This is a genomic window from Verticiella alkaliphila, from assembly GCF_018904615.1.
Classification (GTDB): Bacteria; Pseudomonadota; Gammaproteobacteria; order Burkholderiales; family Burkholderiaceae_B; genus Verticiella; species Verticiella alkaliphila.
In genome coordinates, this window is record NZ_JADCNH010000058.1 from 1 (window position 1) to 13,346 (window position 13,346).

The following is a 13,346-nucleotide window of genomic DNA, read 5'->3' on the forward strand; positions in this document are numbered from 1 at the left end:
ACCGGTGCGCAGGCGCGGCAGCATCCGTCGCAGGGCCGAGGGCGACTCGACCGCGGCGGCCACCGTGGCAGCCGTGGCCACCACTGCTTGGACCGAAGCCGGCTGGGCCGGTGCGTCCGCGTCGCCATCGAGACCTTCGCCATCGAGGGCCAGATCGCCTTCACCCGTGCGGCGACCGCGACGGCCACGGCGGCGGCGGCGGCGGTTGCGTTCCGGTTCGCCGTTCTCGTCCGTGCCATCCGCGTCAACGCCTTCCGGGCTGTCGAGCTCCAGGCTGGGCAGATCCATCTCGTTCAGACGGGCGTCGACCGGTCGGTCCTCGGCGCTGGCCGGCGCCGGTGCGAGCTCGGCGCTCGCCACGGCGGCGACCGTCGCGTCCACGCCTGCGCTCACCTCGGTGCCGAGGGTGTCATTGCGGGCGTCGTCACGACGGCCACGACGACCGCGACGGCCGCGCGTACCGCGATCCTGGCCGCTGGCATCGTCGAGCCCCTCGCGTTGCGCCGGGACGTCCAGCTCGGCGTCGTAACGGCGGCCGCGCTCGCCACGTTCGCCACGTTCGGCCCGCTCAGGACGATCCCCGCGTTCCGGACGCTCGGCGCGTTCGCCTCGCTCGGCCTTGTCGGCGCGCGGCGCGCGTTCGGGGCGATCCGTCTTCGGACCGCGCTCGGCGCGGGCTTCATCGGGGTTGCGACGACGCTGACCACCACGGCCATTGCCCTGGCCATTGCGCTCGCCGTTGCGGCCACGGCCACCTTCCGGCTTGGCCGGCGCCACAGGGGCGGGCACCGGGGTCTCGACGGCGGGCGGGGCGCTCTGCAGGCCCAGCCAGGACGCCAGGCGCTTCAGGAAGCTCGCGGGCGCACGTTCGGCAGGCGCGGCGCTGGGGGCAGCGGCTGCGGCTGGTGCGGGGTGTGCGTGGGGGCGGGCTGGGCCGGCGTGATGCCCTTGACCAGCGCCTCGGGGCGCGGCTTGGCATCGGCGCCCGGCGGCACCCAGTCCATGATGGTGCTCGGCGCTTCGACGAGCTCGAAAGAGGACTTGGCCTCTTCCAGGCGCGGGTCGTCGTGGCGCAGGCGCTCCAGGTGGTGATGCGGCGTCTCGAGGTGCTTGTTGGGGATCAGCACCACGTTCACCTTGAGCCGGGCTTCCAGCTTGGCGATGTCTGAGCGCTTCTCGTTCAGCAGGAACGTGGCCACTTCCACTGGCACCTGGGCATGCACGGCAGCAGTGTTGTCCTTCATGGACTCTTCTTGCAGCAGGCGCAGCACGTGCAGGGCGCTCGACTCGGTGTCGCGGATGACGCCGGTGCCGTTGCAGCGCGGGCAGGTGATGTGCGAGCCCTCGTTCAACGCGGGGCGCAGCCGCTGGCGCGACAGCTCCATCAAGCCGAAGCGCGAGATCTTGCCCATCTGCACGCGTGCACGATCCAGGTGCAAGGCGTCGCGCAGGCATTGCTCGACAGCGCGCTGGTTGCGGCTGTCTTCCATGTCGATGAAGTCGATGACGATCAGGCCACCGAGATCGCGCAGGCGCAGTTGGCGGCCGACTTCCTCGGCCGCTTCCATGTTGGTGCGCAGGGCGGTCTCTTCGATGTCGCTGCCGCGCGTCGCGCGCGCGGAGTTCACGTCCACGGCGACCAGGGCTTCGGTGTGGTCGATGACCACGGCGCCGCCCGAGGGCAGGGGCACGGTGCGCGAGTAGGCGGTCTCGATCTGGTGTTCGATCTGGAAACGCGAGAAGAGCGGCACGTCGTCGCGGTAGCGCTTCACGCGATGCACGTTGTCCGGCATCACGACGCTCATGAAGGCCGTGGCCTGTTCGGCGATCTCATCGGTGTCGATGAGGATCTCGCCGATGTCCGGCGAGAAGTAATCGCGGATCGCGCGGATGACGAGGCTCGACTCCAGGTAGATCAGGACCGGGCCGGCGTTTTCCTTGGAGGCGCTCTCGATGGCACGCCAGAGCTGCATGAGGTAGGACAAGTCCCACTGCAGTTCCTCGACGGTCCGGCCGATGCCCGCAGTGCGGGCAATCAGGCTCATGCCGCCGGGCACGTCCAGCTGGTCCATGTTCTCGCGCAGTTCCTGACGATCCTCGCCCTCGACGCGGCGCGAGACGCCACCGCCACGCGGGTTGTTGGGCATCAGGACCAGGTAGCGGCCGGCCAGCGAGATGAAGGTGGTGAGGGCCGCGCCCTTGTTGCCACGTTCTTCCTTCTCGACCTGGACGATGATTTCCTGGCCTTCGCGCAGGACGTCCTGGATGCGCGCGCCGCGCACGTCCACGCCTTCCTTGAAGTAGGTGCGGGCGACTTCCTTGAACGGCAGGAAGCCGTGGCGTTCCTCGCCGTAGTTGACGAAGCAGGCTTCGAGGCTGGGTTCGACCCGGGTGATGACACCTTTGTAGACGTTGCCCTTGCGCTGTTCGCGCCCGGCAGTCTCGATGTCAAGGTCGATGAGCTTTTGCCCATCGACGATCGCGACGCGCAGTTCCTCCTGGTGCGTCGCGTTGAACAGCATGCGCTTCATGGATGTGCTTCTCCGTAGGGTTGGCGCGTCGATGATCGACACACCGCCTTGCGGGCCATCCGGCGGGCAGACGAGCAGGAGAAACCGGCGCGCGCGAGAAGCGCACGCCCCATCAGGATCGGACGTGCACGGTACGCCGGCCGGCGTACGTAGAACAGGAGAGGTAGTGGGATCCGGACAGGCCAGAACGGGGCGCGGCCGGGTGATCGGCGCGGCGGCATTGCCCACGGCCGGCCCGCGCGAGATGGCGCGGCGGGCTGGAACGGGGCAAAGCGTCTGGGAAGGTCATGTCGGGACTACAAGCCGGGGGGCGCATGATTCGTGTCGCGGCTCTTGCATTCCACAATCACGGTAAGTCTCAGGCGCCCAAGTGCGTATACGACGGGTTCAACTGCTGGCGTCGGCGAAAGAGCGAACCACGCGCCGGGCTCTGTTGGAGCGGCGACTGCGCGATTGACGGCCGTGACGGCCCGAAGGGACCTTCGCGGGTGGGCGCTACAATGTGTCTGGCCCATCATGCTGGCACGCCGACGGAGACCATCGAAGCCGTCGTGAATCGTTATTTTTCACTGACAGCTGCGCGTCTCGACGCCAGGGCGTGATGCAACCCCGCGCCTGGTCCTTTTCCAGGCTCAATGATTATAGGCCGCTTTCCACATCGTGCAAATCAAGTCCTCAGACAACGTACCCTCGGTCCGCATGGTCGAAATCGGTCCGGAACACCACGGCCAGCGCCTGGACAACTTCCTGCTGCGGCTGTGCAAGGGCGTGCCCAAGAGCCACCTGTACAAGGCGATCCGTGGCGGTGAGGTGCGCGTGAACAAGGGGCGGGTTGCCGTGGATTACCGCATCAACGAAGGCGATCTCGTACGCGTGCCGCCGTTGCGTGTGCCGCAAGAAGTGCCGAAGTTCGTGCCTGCGGGCCACTTCCCCGTGGTCTACGAGGACGACGCCATGCTCGTCATCGACAAGCCCTCGGGCGTGGCCGCGCATGGCGGCAGCGGCGTGTCCTTCGGGGTGATCGAACAACTGCGTGCGGCGCGGCCGGATGCCCGCTTCCTGGAACTCGCCCATCGGCTGGATCGCGAGACCTCCGGCCTGCTCATGGTGGGCAAGAAGCGCACGGCGTTGATGGGCCTGCACGACGCCCTGCGCGAGGGCCGCACCACCAAGAAATACTTCGCGTTGGTCCAGGGCGATTGGCAAAATGCGCGGCAGCACATCCGCCTGCCGCTGCTGAAGTGGACGACACCCTCGGGTGAGCGCAGGGTGCGTGTGCACGAGACGGGCCAGCGCGCGCACACCATCGTCTCCGGCCAGGAGCGTCTGGGCGAGTTCAGCCTCGTCGAGGCCGAGCTGAAGACGGGGCGCACGCACCAGATCCGGGTGCACCTCGCCTCGAGTGGCCACCCGCTGGTGGGCGACGACAAGTACGGCGACGACGCCGTGCGCGAACGCATGGCGCGGCAATACGGTTTCAAGCGCATGTTCCTGCATGCGCATTCCCTGGCGCTTGCCCACCCGATCACGGGCGAGCCGCTGGCCTTCTCGGCGCCGCTGCCGCCGGCCTGTGAGCAGCTGCTCACGCGCCTGCGCGCCGCGCGTGCCGCTACCTCGACGGGAAAGACGCGATGACGTATTCGCTGGTGGTGTTCGACTGGGACGGTACCTTGATGGATTCGACGCCGGCCATCGTGGCCGCCATCCAGGGCGCGTGCCGGGACATGGACCTGCCTGTGCCGCCGGACGAAGCCGCGAGCTGGGTGATCGGGTTGGGCCTGGCCGATGCGCTACGTGCTGCGGTGCCTGAACTCAAGCCCGAGCAGTGGAAGGCCTTCTCCGAGCGCTACCGGTATCACTACCTCACGCGGGATCCCGAGTTGCGGCTCTTCGACGGTATCGAGGCGCTGCTCTCGGCGGTCGCCGCCACCGGTGCCTCGCTGGCCGTGGCCACCGGCAAGAGTCGCCAGGGTCTGGACCGCTCGCTCGACGCCACCGGCCTGCGCCCGCGATTCGATGCCACGCGCTGCGCCGACGAGACCCATTCCAAGCCCCATCCGGCCATGCTGCTGGAGTTGATGGACGAACTGATGGTGCCACCCGAGCGCACGCTCATGATCGGCGACACCTCGCACGACCTGAACATGGCGCGCAGCGCCGGAGTGCATGGGCTGGGCGTGACCTACGGCGCCCATCCGATCACCGAACTGCAGGCGTGTTCGCCTGCGGGCATCGTGCACAACGTCACAGAATTGTCGGATTGGCTGCTGCCGCGGGTGAGGTCGTTGGCAGACTGAGGGCGCAATCACACGCCCTGGGCCTCTGGGCTCTGGTTTGATCAAGGCCCGGCCGGTCAGCCTCTGGCGAGATAAAGAAACAATGTCGGCAGCTTGTCGAGTTCGGGCGGGGGGCTGCGCTTCCAGTCTTCGATCGTCTTGGTGCGCACCCAGGCGGCGTCGGTGGTGAGGGCCCGGGCCACGCATAGGCGGGTGTCGCCGCGCAGGTGCTGGGTGAGCGTAGCAAACATGGCGCGGTTGCGGTAGGGCGTCTCGATCAGAATCTGTGTCTGGCTGTGTTTGGCGGAGAGCTGTTCCCAGGCCTTCAGCTGGCGGGCGCGTTCGGCTTCCTGCACGGGGGCGTAGCCGTGAAAGGCAAAGCGCTGGCCGTCCAGTCCGCTCGCCATCAAGCCCAGCAGGATGGAGGAGGGGCCTACCCACGGCACGGCCTCGATGCCCAGCGCGTGAGCGGCGGCCACGACGCGCGCGCCGGGGTCGGCCACGGCCGGGCAGCCGGCCTCGGACACGAGGCCGATCTCCCCGCCGCGACGCAGCGGTCGCAGCCAACTGTCGATGTCGCCCGCCGATGTCTTCTCGGCGAGGGTGTGGATAGTGATCTCCTGGATCGGACGCACGGTGCCGACCTGCTTGAGGAAGGCCCGCGCCGTCTTGGCGTTCTCGGCGATGTAGGTGTCGAGCCGGCCGGCCACTTCCTGCGCTTCGGCGGGCAGCCAGCGCGTGCTGGGGGCGTCGCCGAGCGACACCGGAATCAGGTGCAGGCGGCCGGGCCCGTCGACGCGCGGCGGCGGGGCGGGGGGCGCTTCGGTCTGGCGCGCGTCGTCCGGCTGTTGTGTCGCGCTCATGCCGCACCTCCGTCGAGCGGATCCAGGCCGAAGCTTGCGAGCATGCGCGTGAGCGCGATCAGCGGCAGACCGATCAGGGCCGTCGGGTCGTCGCTGTCGATGCGCTCCATGAGCGCAATGCCCAGGGCCTCGGCCTTGGCGCTGCCGGCCGTGTCGTAGGGCGTCTCGGCCTTGAGGTAGGCGATGAGCTGGGCGTCGGTGAGCGGGCGAAGGCGGCAGTGCGTGATCACATCGGCCACTTCGGTGCGCGTGCCGTCCGTAACGGCGAGCGCACTGTGGAAGGCCACATCCTGGCCAGCCATGCGACGCAGTTGCGCAAACGCGTGGTCGAAGTCGCCCGGCTTGCCCAGCGCTTCGCCGGCGCACACGGCCACCTGATCGGAGCCGATCACCACGGCGCCCGGTGCGTTGACGGCGATTGCGTGAGCCTTGGCCTGGGCCAGCCGCAGCGCCAGGTCCGCCGGCGTCTCGCCAGGCAGCGCGGTTTCATCGACGCCAGGCGCCTGAGTGTCGAAGGGCAGGCGCAGCCGCTCGAGCAACTGCTTTCGATAGACGGACGTGGAGGCGAGGATGAGGCGAGGGCGGTCAGTAGGCATGCAGGTGTTGGCAGAGGGCGACGAGGCTGGCAGGCCCGGCGCGAAGCTTTGACGGGTGGCGACTTTTCGGGCTATCATTTTACGCTTTTGGTGAGCACTTGGCCGGTGGCTTTGAGTCCTCGCCGGTATCTTGCGGTGCTGCTCGGGGGTTGTGCGGGCGCGCGCAGGTAGGCTGCAACTCACCAAGCTGTAACTCAGTTGGCTGCATCTGGCAGTGCATTGCGTAGGCGCGTGACGACAAGCCCTCGGGGCCATCATCAGGACGCAGATCGAGATGCTTCTGTCGGGCGCGAATCGTGCCTTGGGCGCGCGGGCGTATCCCTGCGGGATCACGCTGCAGTCGCAGCCGGGACGCACGCCTGCCCGCAGATCGCCAGTCGCGCAGCGCTAGGAGACCGAATTCATGGCGAATCAGCACGAACCCGGAGCGGGCCGCGCGGGTGCGCGCGTCATCGACGCCTTCGACTGCGCCACGCGCGGGTTGGCCTACGATGGCGAAGTGCCGCTGGCCCAGTTCGCGCGGTTTGCCGAAGGGCTGCCGCAGCAGGCGGGTGTGGCGCAGTGGTCCATCCAGGGGGCCGTCGGCGCGCTGGGCGAGCCGTTGCTGCACCTGGCCGTGAAGGCGCAAGCCCAGGTCGTGTGTCAGCGCTGCCTGAAGCCGTTTGCCTGGCCGATCGACGAGGAGACCACGCTGCACCTGGTGCGCAGCGAAGAGGATCTCGAGGACGGCGACCCCGACGAGGCTGACCTCGATGGGTATGACAAGGTGCTCGGGTCTGTCCGTTTCGACGTACAGGCCCAGGTCGAGGACGCATTGATCCTCGCCATGCCGTATATTGCGCGGCACGACGTCTGTCCGGAAGATGCCGCAGACGAGCCCAGCCGGGAGGCCGATCCCGGACGCCCTCATCCGTTCGCCAAGTTGGCGGGCCTGAAGGGGCAGTTGAAAAAGGATTGAGTCCCCGGCTTGCCGCGGGCTTTTTGTGTAGTCGTAAACCAACACGCCGCGCTTGGCGTACAATGCGCGCCGTTTCCAGGAGTCATCATGGCTGTTCAGCAAAACAAGAAGTCGCCCTCCAAGCGCGGCATGCACCGTTCGCACGACTTTCTGACCACCCCGCCGACGGCCGTCGAGCCGACCACGGGTGAACTGCACCTGCGTCACCACATCTCGCCGAACGGTTTCTACCGTGGGCGCAAGGTCCTCAAGACCAAGAACGACGAATAACTCGCGGCCCGCTGGTCGTTCGCCCGCGGATATGATCCGTATCGCGATTGATGGCATGGGGGGAGACCACGGTCTGCCCGTCACCGTGCCGGCCGCCGTGGCCTTCGCTCAGCGTCAGTCGGACGTCCGTCTGCTGCTGGTCGGTCAGGCCGACGCCATCCAAGCCCGACTGGGCGACGTTCCTGCCGGGGTGCGCGAGCGCCTGGAGGTGGTGCCCGCCTCGGAAGTCGTCACGATGGACGACCCGGTCGAGGTTGCGTTGCGCCGCAAGAAGACTCGTCCATGCGCGTAGCGGCCACCCTGGTGAAGGATGGTCGCGCCGATGCCTGCGTGTCTGCCGGCAATACCGGCGCCTGGATGGCGATCACCCGCTATGTGCTGAAGACGCTGGACGGCATCGACCGCCCGGCGTTGACGGCGTCGCTGCCCAACGGGGCAGGCGGGGCCACGACCATGCTGGATCTGGGCGCCAACGTCGATTGCAGTGCGGAACATCTGCTGCAGTTCGGCATCATGGGCTCTGCCCTGGTGTCGGCGCTCGACCAGAAGGAGCGGCCGCGCGTCGGCCTGCTCAACGTGGGCGAGGAAGTCATCAAGGGCAACGACATCGTCAAGGAAGCCGCCGAGCTGCTGCGCGCCAGCACGCTCAATTTCCAGGGCAATGTCGAGGGCAACCAGATCTTCCAGGATCGGGTGGACGTCGTCGTGTGCGACGGCTTCGTCGGCAACGTGGTGCTCAAGGCCACCGAAGGCCTTGCCCGCATGGTGTCCGGCATGATCCGCCAGGAATTCAAGCGCAGCCCGCTCACCATGGCCGCCGGGCTCGTTGCCACGCCCGTGCTCAACCGCTTTCGCGAGCAGGTCGATTCGCGGCGCTACAACGGCGCGGCCCTGCTGGGCCTGCGTGGCGTGGTGTTCAAGAGCCACGGTTCGGCCGACGCCTTCAGCTTCGGCTGGGCGCTGCAACGCACGTATGACGCCGTCGCCGGCGGTTTGCAGGAACGTACAGCCGCCGCTGTTGCCCAACTCACGAAGGGCGTTCAGGAGACACGGGAATGACAGGATCGGTCATCGTCGGCACGGGCAGCTTCCTGCCGCCGCGTATCGTTTCCAATGACATGCTGGCGGCCGAGCTGGCCGAGCGCGGCGTCGAGACGTCCGACGCCTGGATCGTCGAGCGCACCGGCATCCGTCAGCGCCACCTCGCCGAGCGGGGTGTCACGACCAGCATGCTGGCCACCGAAGCCGCGCGCAGCGCCATCCGCGACGCCGGCGTCGAGCCCGCCGAGGTGGATCTCATCATCGTGGCCACCTCCACGCCGGATTTCGTCTTCCCCAGCACGGCCTGTCTGGTCCAGGCCAACCTGGGCATTGCCGGTGGCGCCGCTTTCGACGTGCAGGCGGTGTGCTCGGGCTTCGCCTATGCGCTCACGACAGCCGACAGCCTGATCCAGGCCGGCCGTGCCAAGTGTGCCGTCGTGATCGGGGCCGAAGTCTTCTCCCGCATTCTGGACTGGAACGATCGCGCCACCTGCGTGCTCTTCGGCGACGGTGCTGGCGCGGTCGTGCTGCGCGCCTCTGAGCAGCCGGGCATCATCGCGGCCAACCTGCATGCCGATGGCTCGCAGATGAAGATCCTGTGCGCGGCAGGCAACGTGGCCTATGGCGAAGTCATGGGCGATCCGTTCCTGCGCATGGACGGCCAGTCTGTGTTCAAGATGGCCGTCAACGTGTTGGCACAGTCGGCGCGCGAAGCCTGCGAGAGTGCCGGCATCGGGCTTGAACAGATCGACTGGGTTGTGCCCCACCAGGCCAACGTGCGCATCATCAATGCGCTGGGTCGCAAGCTCGGCATCCCCGCCGAGCGGGTGGTGATCACCGTCGATCAGCACGCCAACACCTCCGCGGCCAGCGTCCCGCTGGCCCTCGACACCGCGCGCCGCGATGGCCGCATCGGCACCGGCAGCACCGTGCTGATGCAGGGCGTGGGCGGCGGATTCACCTGGGGCAGCGTGCTGGCCCGTCTATGATCCTGGCGCGGCCGTCGCGGCCCGGCGCATGCCGGTGCCGGCTGGCGTCGCCCGCATGCGCCTACAGGGGAACTCCATGAAGATCGCTTTTGTCTTTCCGGGCCAGGGCTCGCAATCGGCTGGCATGCTCGACGCCTTCGCCGGCAACCCGGCTGTCGCCGACGTGCTGACGCGCGCCGGCGGCGCGCTCGGCCAGGACCTGGCCCAGTTGATCGCGCAAGGCCCGGCCGACGCGCTGAATCTCACCACCAACACCCAGCCCGTCATGCTCACGGCCGGCGCTGCGGTCTATGCCGCTTGGCAGGCCGCTGGCGGCCGCACGCCTGACGTCGTGGCTGGCCACAGCCTGGGTGAGTACACCGCGCTCGTCGCTGCGGGTGCCCTGTCGCTGGAAGACGGCGTGCGCCTGGTGCGCATCCGCGCCGACGCCATGCAATCGGCCGTGCCGGTGGGCGAGGGCGGCATGGCTGCCATCCTGGGCCTGGACGACGACGCCGTGCGCCGTGCCTGTGCCGAAGGTGCGCAGGGCGAGGTGGTCGAAGCCGTCAATTTCAATGCGCCGGCGCAGGTCGTGATTGCCGGCAACAAGGGTGCCGTCGAGCGCGCGTGCGCCGCGGCCAAGGCGGCGGGCGCCAAGCGCGCGCTGCCGCTGCCCGTGTCCGCCCCGTTCCACTCCAGCCTGCTGCGCCCGGCGGCCGACGTGCTCGCGCGCGCGCTCGCTGAGGTCACCGTGAATGCGCCGGTGATCCCCGTGCTGAACAATGTGGACGTGGCGAGTCCGGCCGACCCGGCCGCCATCCGCGATGCCCTGGTGCGCCAGGCATGGCATCCGGTGCGCTGGGTCGAGACCATCCAGGCCATGAAGGCCCAGGGCGTCACCCACATCGTCGAGTGCGGACCCGGCAAGGTCCTGGCCGGCCTGGTCAAGCGCATCGACGGTGACCTGACGGCGCTCGCCATCACCGATCCGGCTTCCCTGGAAGCCGCTCTGGCCGCCACGGCCTAACCGCGACCGCCAGGAATCATCCATGGATCTGCAAGACAAGATTGCGCTCGTCACCGGTGCCACCCGTGGTATCGGCCAAGCTATCGCCCGTGACCTCGCCGCCCGTGGCGCCCGCGTCATCGGGACGGCCACGTCCGCCGCTGGCGCCGAGACCATCACCGCTGCGCTGCAGGCGCACGGTGGGCGCGGCGTCGTCCTCAACGTCACGGACGCGGCTGCAGTCGATGCGCTCATGGCCGAGCTCGCGAAGGAGGGCGGTCCCGCCATCCTCGTGAACAATGCCGGCATCACCCGCGACACGCTCGCCATGCGCATGAAAGACGATGACTGGAGTGCCGTCATCGACACCAACCTGTCGTCGGTGTTCCGTCTGTCTCGTGCCGTGCTCAAGGGCATGATGAAGGCGCGCTGGGGCCGCATCGTCAACATCACCTCGGTGGTGGGTGCCAGCGGCAACGCCGGTCAGGCCAACTACGCCGCTGCCAAGGCCGGCGTGGCAGGCATGACGCGCGCCCTGGCCCGCGAGCTGGGCAGCCGCAACATCACCGTGAACTGCGTGGCCCCGGGCTTCATCGATACGGACATGACGCGTGCCCTGGGTGAAGGTCAGACCGAAGCCTTGCTCGGCCAGATCCCGCTGGGCCGTCTGGGTACGCCGGAAGACATCGCGCACGCGGTGGGCTTCCTGTGTTCGCCCGCGGCAGGCTACATTACGGGCGCTGAGTTGCACGTCAACGGCGGCATGTACATGAACTGATCACGCGACGTCCCCGCGTGACGCCTTGTCAGCTGTACGGCGGGGTCGTCCGAGGGGGCACGCAGCGAGCCGGAAACCTCCTGCTCGTCTTTTCCCGCCACCTGCTGCATCCTGCGGCACTTGGCTATAATTCGCAAGATTTGACTCTTTGGAGATCCGCATGGAAAGCATCGAACAGCGCGTCAAGAAAATTGTCGCTGAACAACTCGGCGTCAATGAGGCCGAAGTGAAGAACGAGTCCTCTTTCGTTGACGACCTGGGTGCCGATTCGCTGGACATGGTGGAACTCGTCATGGCTCTGGAAGACGAGTTCGAGACCGAGATCCCCGATGAAGAAGCCGAAAAGCTGACCACCGTTCAGCTCGTGCTCAACTACATCAGCGCCAACATCAAGAAGTAATGCGGCTCGGCGGCCACTCTGCGCGCCGGCTAGCCCAGGCGGGCGGGCCGCGGCGTATCAGGGTGGAACGAGGCGGCGCTTGCCGCCTCGTGGCGCTGGATTTCGGGGTTTTTCAAACGCATCATCACGCGGGCGCCTGTCGACCTGCGAGGAGCCATCAGTGAAGCGACGTGTCGTGATCACCGGCCTGGGCATCGTCTCGCCCGTGGGCAATGACATCAATACCGCCTGGGACAACATCATCCAGGGGCGTTCGGGTATCGACACGATCACCCGGTTTGATGCGTCCCCGTTCAATTGCCACATCGCTGGCGAAGTCCGCGGCTTCAACATCGAGGACTACATCCCTGCCAAGGATGCGCGCCAGATGGATACCTTCATCCATTACGGCATCGCGGCAGGCATGCAGGCCTGGCGTGACAGCGGCCTGGAAGTGACCGAAGAGAACGCAGCCCGCATCGGCGTGGTGGTGGGCTCCGGTATCGGCGGCTTGCCGCGCATCGAGGAAACGCATGCCGAACTGACCGCCCGCGGTCCGCGTCGGATCTCCCCGTTCTTCGTGCCTGGCGCGCTGATCAACATGATCTCCGGCCAGCTCTCCATCCTCTTCGGCATGAAGGGTCCGAACTACTCGGTGGTCTCGGCCTGCACGACCGGCCTGCACTGCATCGGTGATGCGGCGCGCCTGATCGAGTACGGCGATGCCGACGTCATGCTGGCTGGCGGCGCCGAATCCACCGTGTCCCCGCTGGGCATCGGTGGCTTTGCTGCGGCCCGTGCCCTGTCCACGCGCAATGACGATCCCAAGACGGCCTCGCGCCCGTGGGACCGCGATCGCGATGGCTTCGTGCTGGGCGAGGGCGCCGGCGTGCTGGTGCTCGAAGAGTACGAACACGCCAAGGCGCGCGGCGCGCGCATCTACGGTGAGTTCGTGGGCTACGGCATGAGCGCCGACGCGCACCACATCACGGCCCCGGATCGCGATGGCCCGCGTCGCGGCATGCTCAACGCGTTCGCCAACGCCAAGATCAACGTCGATCAGGTGCAGTACGTGAACGCGCACGGCACCTCCACGCCGCTGGGCGACAAGAACGAGACCGAGGCCCTCAAGCTCGCCTTCGGTGACCACGCGAAGAAGCTCACGATCAATTCGACCAAGTCCATGACGGGGCACCTGCTGGGTGCGGCCGGTGGCATCGAGGCCGTCTTCACGACGCTCGCGGTGCATCACCAGATCTCGCCGCCCACCATCAACCTCGTCAACCAGGATCCGGAGTGCGATCTGGACTACTGCGCCAACGCCGCTCGCCCGATGGCGATCGAGTATGCGCTGTCCAATTCGTTCGGTTTCGGGGGCACCAACGGGTCGATGCTGGTGCGCCGGGTGTAGCTTGAATCCACGCCAGGAAGTGTCCGGCCACCTGCGCACCCGCGCTCGCGTTCACCGCGTGCGCGGCTGGCGGCCGGCCGTGCGCCGTATCGAAGTCGATGCGACCGGCGCCTGGCGTTGGCAGCACCGCGATGGGCAGTGGGCCGGCACGTCGCCGGATGTCGTCGCGGTGGGGCCGTTCGGGCTCTGGGTGCATGTGGCCGGCCCTCGCGCCGATGCCGCGCGAGGCGCGTCGCGCCGGGTGGCGGCCACCGTCTGGCGCGCCTGCG

12 protein-coding genes and 2 pseudogenes are annotated in these 13,346 nt (G+C 67.8%); 11 read left to right on the top strand and 3 right to left on the bottom strand.

Annotated features, from left to right (window positions below):
• A pseudogene (locus tag IMZ29_RS21075) lies at positions 1-2,531 on the bottom strand (Rne/Rng family ribonuclease); the annotation flags it as partial.
• A gap of 699 nt (positions 2,532-3,230) precedes the next feature.
• On the opposite strand from IMZ29_RS21075, the gene IMZ29_RS21080 reads away from it, so the two are divergent.
• Together IMZ29_RS21080 and IMZ29_RS21085 are read left to right on the top strand one after the other, a co-directional pair.
• The gene (locus IMZ29_RS21080; RefSeq protein WP_216188020.1) at positions 3,231-4,166 is read left to right on the top strand and encodes an RluA family pseudouridine synthase; all 936 of its coding nucleotides are present in this window, start codon (positions 3,231-3,233) and stop codon (positions 4,164-4,166) included.
• The gene (locus IMZ29_RS21085; RefSeq protein WP_216188023.1) at positions 4,163-4,828 is read left to right on the top strand and encodes an HAD-IA family hydrolase; all 666 of its coding nucleotides are present in this window, start codon (positions 4,163-4,165) and stop codon (positions 4,826-4,828) included. Before IMZ29_RS21080 ends, IMZ29_RS21085 begins: the two co-directional genes overlap by 4 nt.
• Positions 4,829-4,884: 56 nt before the next feature.
• Here IMZ29_RS21085 and IMZ29_RS21090 read toward each other — a convergent pair whose 3' ends face one another.
• A complete protein-coding gene (locus IMZ29_RS21090) occupies positions 4,885-5,670 on the bottom strand; it encodes an SAM-dependent methyltransferase (RefSeq protein WP_253207351.1) in 786 nt (261 codons plus the stop codon).
• The gene (locus IMZ29_RS21095) at positions 5,667-6,266 is read right to left on the bottom strand and encodes a Maf family nucleotide pyrophosphatase (protein ID WP_216188026.1); all 600 of its coding nucleotides are present in this window, start codon (positions 6,264-6,266) and stop codon (positions 5,667-5,669) included. The genes IMZ29_RS21090 and IMZ29_RS21095 overlap by 4 nt, the downstream gene beginning before the upstream one ends.
• A 403-nt stretch (positions 6,267-6,669) precedes the next feature.
• On the opposite strand from IMZ29_RS21095, the gene IMZ29_RS21100 reads away from it, so the two are divergent.
• From IMZ29_RS21100 to IMZ29_RS21140, 9 genes and pseudogenes are all read left to right on the top strand, one after another.
• Positions 6,670-7,224 (top strand): YceD family protein, encoded by a 555-nt coding sequence (locus tag IMZ29_RS21100; RefSeq protein ID WP_216188028.1) that lies wholly within the window; start codon positions 6,670-6,672, stop codon positions 7,222-7,224.
• 87 nt (positions 7,225-7,311) lie between these two features.
• Complete coding sequence (gene rpmF, locus IMZ29_RS21105; protein WP_216188032.1) at positions 7,312-7,494, top strand: 50S ribosomal protein L32; 183 nt, start codon at positions 7,312-7,314, stop codon at positions 7,492-7,494.
• 31 nt (positions 7,495-7,525) lie between these two features.
• Positions 7,526-8,553 (top strand): annotated as a pseudogene (gene plsX, locus IMZ29_RS21110) (phosphate acyltransferase PlsX).
• The gene (locus IMZ29_RS21115; protein WP_216188035.1) at positions 8,550-9,524 is read left to right on the top strand and encodes a beta-ketoacyl-ACP synthase III; all 975 of its coding nucleotides are present in this window, start codon (positions 8,550-8,552) and stop codon (positions 9,522-9,524) included. Before plsX ends, IMZ29_RS21115 begins: the two are co-directional and overlap by 4 nt.
• 76 nt (positions 9,525-9,600) lie before the next feature.
• Positions 9,601-10,530 (top strand): ACP S-malonyltransferase, encoded by a 930-nt coding sequence (gene fabD / locus IMZ29_RS21120; RefSeq protein ID WP_216188037.1) that lies wholly within the window; start codon positions 9,601-9,603, stop codon positions 10,528-10,530.
• 22 nt (positions 10,531-10,552) lie between these two features.
• Positions 10,553-11,287 carry a 3-oxoacyl-ACP reductase FabG gene (gene fabG, locus IMZ29_RS21125; RefSeq protein ID WP_216188040.1) on the top strand — a complete coding sequence of 245 codons (735 nt, stop codon included), beginning with the start codon at positions 10,553-10,555 and terminating at the stop codon, positions 11,285-11,287.
• Positions 11,288-11,447: 160 nt separating this feature from the next.
• Positions 11,448-11,687 (top strand): acyl carrier protein, encoded by a 240-nt coding sequence (acpP, locus tag IMZ29_RS21130; RefSeq protein WP_216188043.1) that lies wholly within the window; start codon positions 11,448-11,450, stop codon positions 11,685-11,687.
• Between the two features lie 160 nt (positions 11,688-11,847).
• Positions 11,848-13,077: a beta-ketoacyl-ACP synthase II gene (gene fabF, locus IMZ29_RS21135; RefSeq protein WP_216188046.1), complete on the top strand. Its 1,230-nt coding sequence runs from the start codon at positions 11,848-11,850 to the stop codon at positions 13,075-13,077.
• A 1-nt stretch (position 13,078) separates the two neighbouring features.
• Positions 13,079-13,346 (top strand): hypothetical protein (locus tag IMZ29_RS21140; RefSeq protein ID WP_216188049.1); only part of this gene is annotated, 268 nt, incomplete at its 3' end.

What these genes read in the sequence shown, in the direction of transcription:
- IMZ29_RS21080 (WP_216188020.1), top strand. Translation starts at nt 3,231, where the DNA reads ATGGTCGAAATCGGTCCGGAACACCACGGCCAGCGCCTGGACAACTTC.
- IMZ29_RS21090 (WP_253207351.1), bottom strand. Translation starts at nt 5,670, where the DNA reads ATGAGCGCGACACAACAGCCGGACGACGCGCGCCAGACCGAAGCGCCC.
- IMZ29_RS21085 (WP_216188023.1), top strand. Translation starts at nt 4,163, where the DNA reads ATGACGTATTCGCTGGTGGTGTTCGACTGGGACGGTACCTTGATGGAT.
- IMZ29_RS21095 (WP_216188026.1), bottom strand. Translation starts at nt 6,266, where the DNA reads ATGCCTACTGACCGCCCTCGCCTCATCCTCGCCTCCACGTCCGTCTAT.
- acpP (WP_216188043.1), top strand. Translation starts at nt 11,448, where the DNA reads ATGGAAAGCATCGAACAGCGCGTCAAGAAAATTGTCGCTGAACAACTC.
- rpmF (WP_216188032.1), top strand. Translation starts at nt 7,312, where the DNA reads ATGGCTGTTCAGCAAAACAAGAAGTCGCCCTCCAAGCGCGGCATGCAC.
- fabD (WP_216188037.1), top strand. Translation starts at nt 9,601, where the DNA reads ATGAAGATCGCTTTTGTCTTTCCGGGCCAGGGCTCGCAATCGGCTGGC.
- IMZ29_RS21100 (WP_216188028.1), top strand. Translation starts at nt 6,670, where the DNA reads ATGGCGAATCAGCACGAACCCGGAGCGGGCCGCGCGGGTGCGCGCGTC.
- fabG (WP_216188040.1), top strand. Translation starts at nt 10,553, where the DNA reads ATGGATCTGCAAGACAAGATTGCGCTCGTCACCGGTGCCACCCGTGGT.
- IMZ29_RS21115 (WP_216188035.1), top strand. Translation starts at nt 8,550, where the DNA reads ATGACAGGATCGGTCATCGTCGGCACGGGCAGCTTCCTGCCGCCGCGT.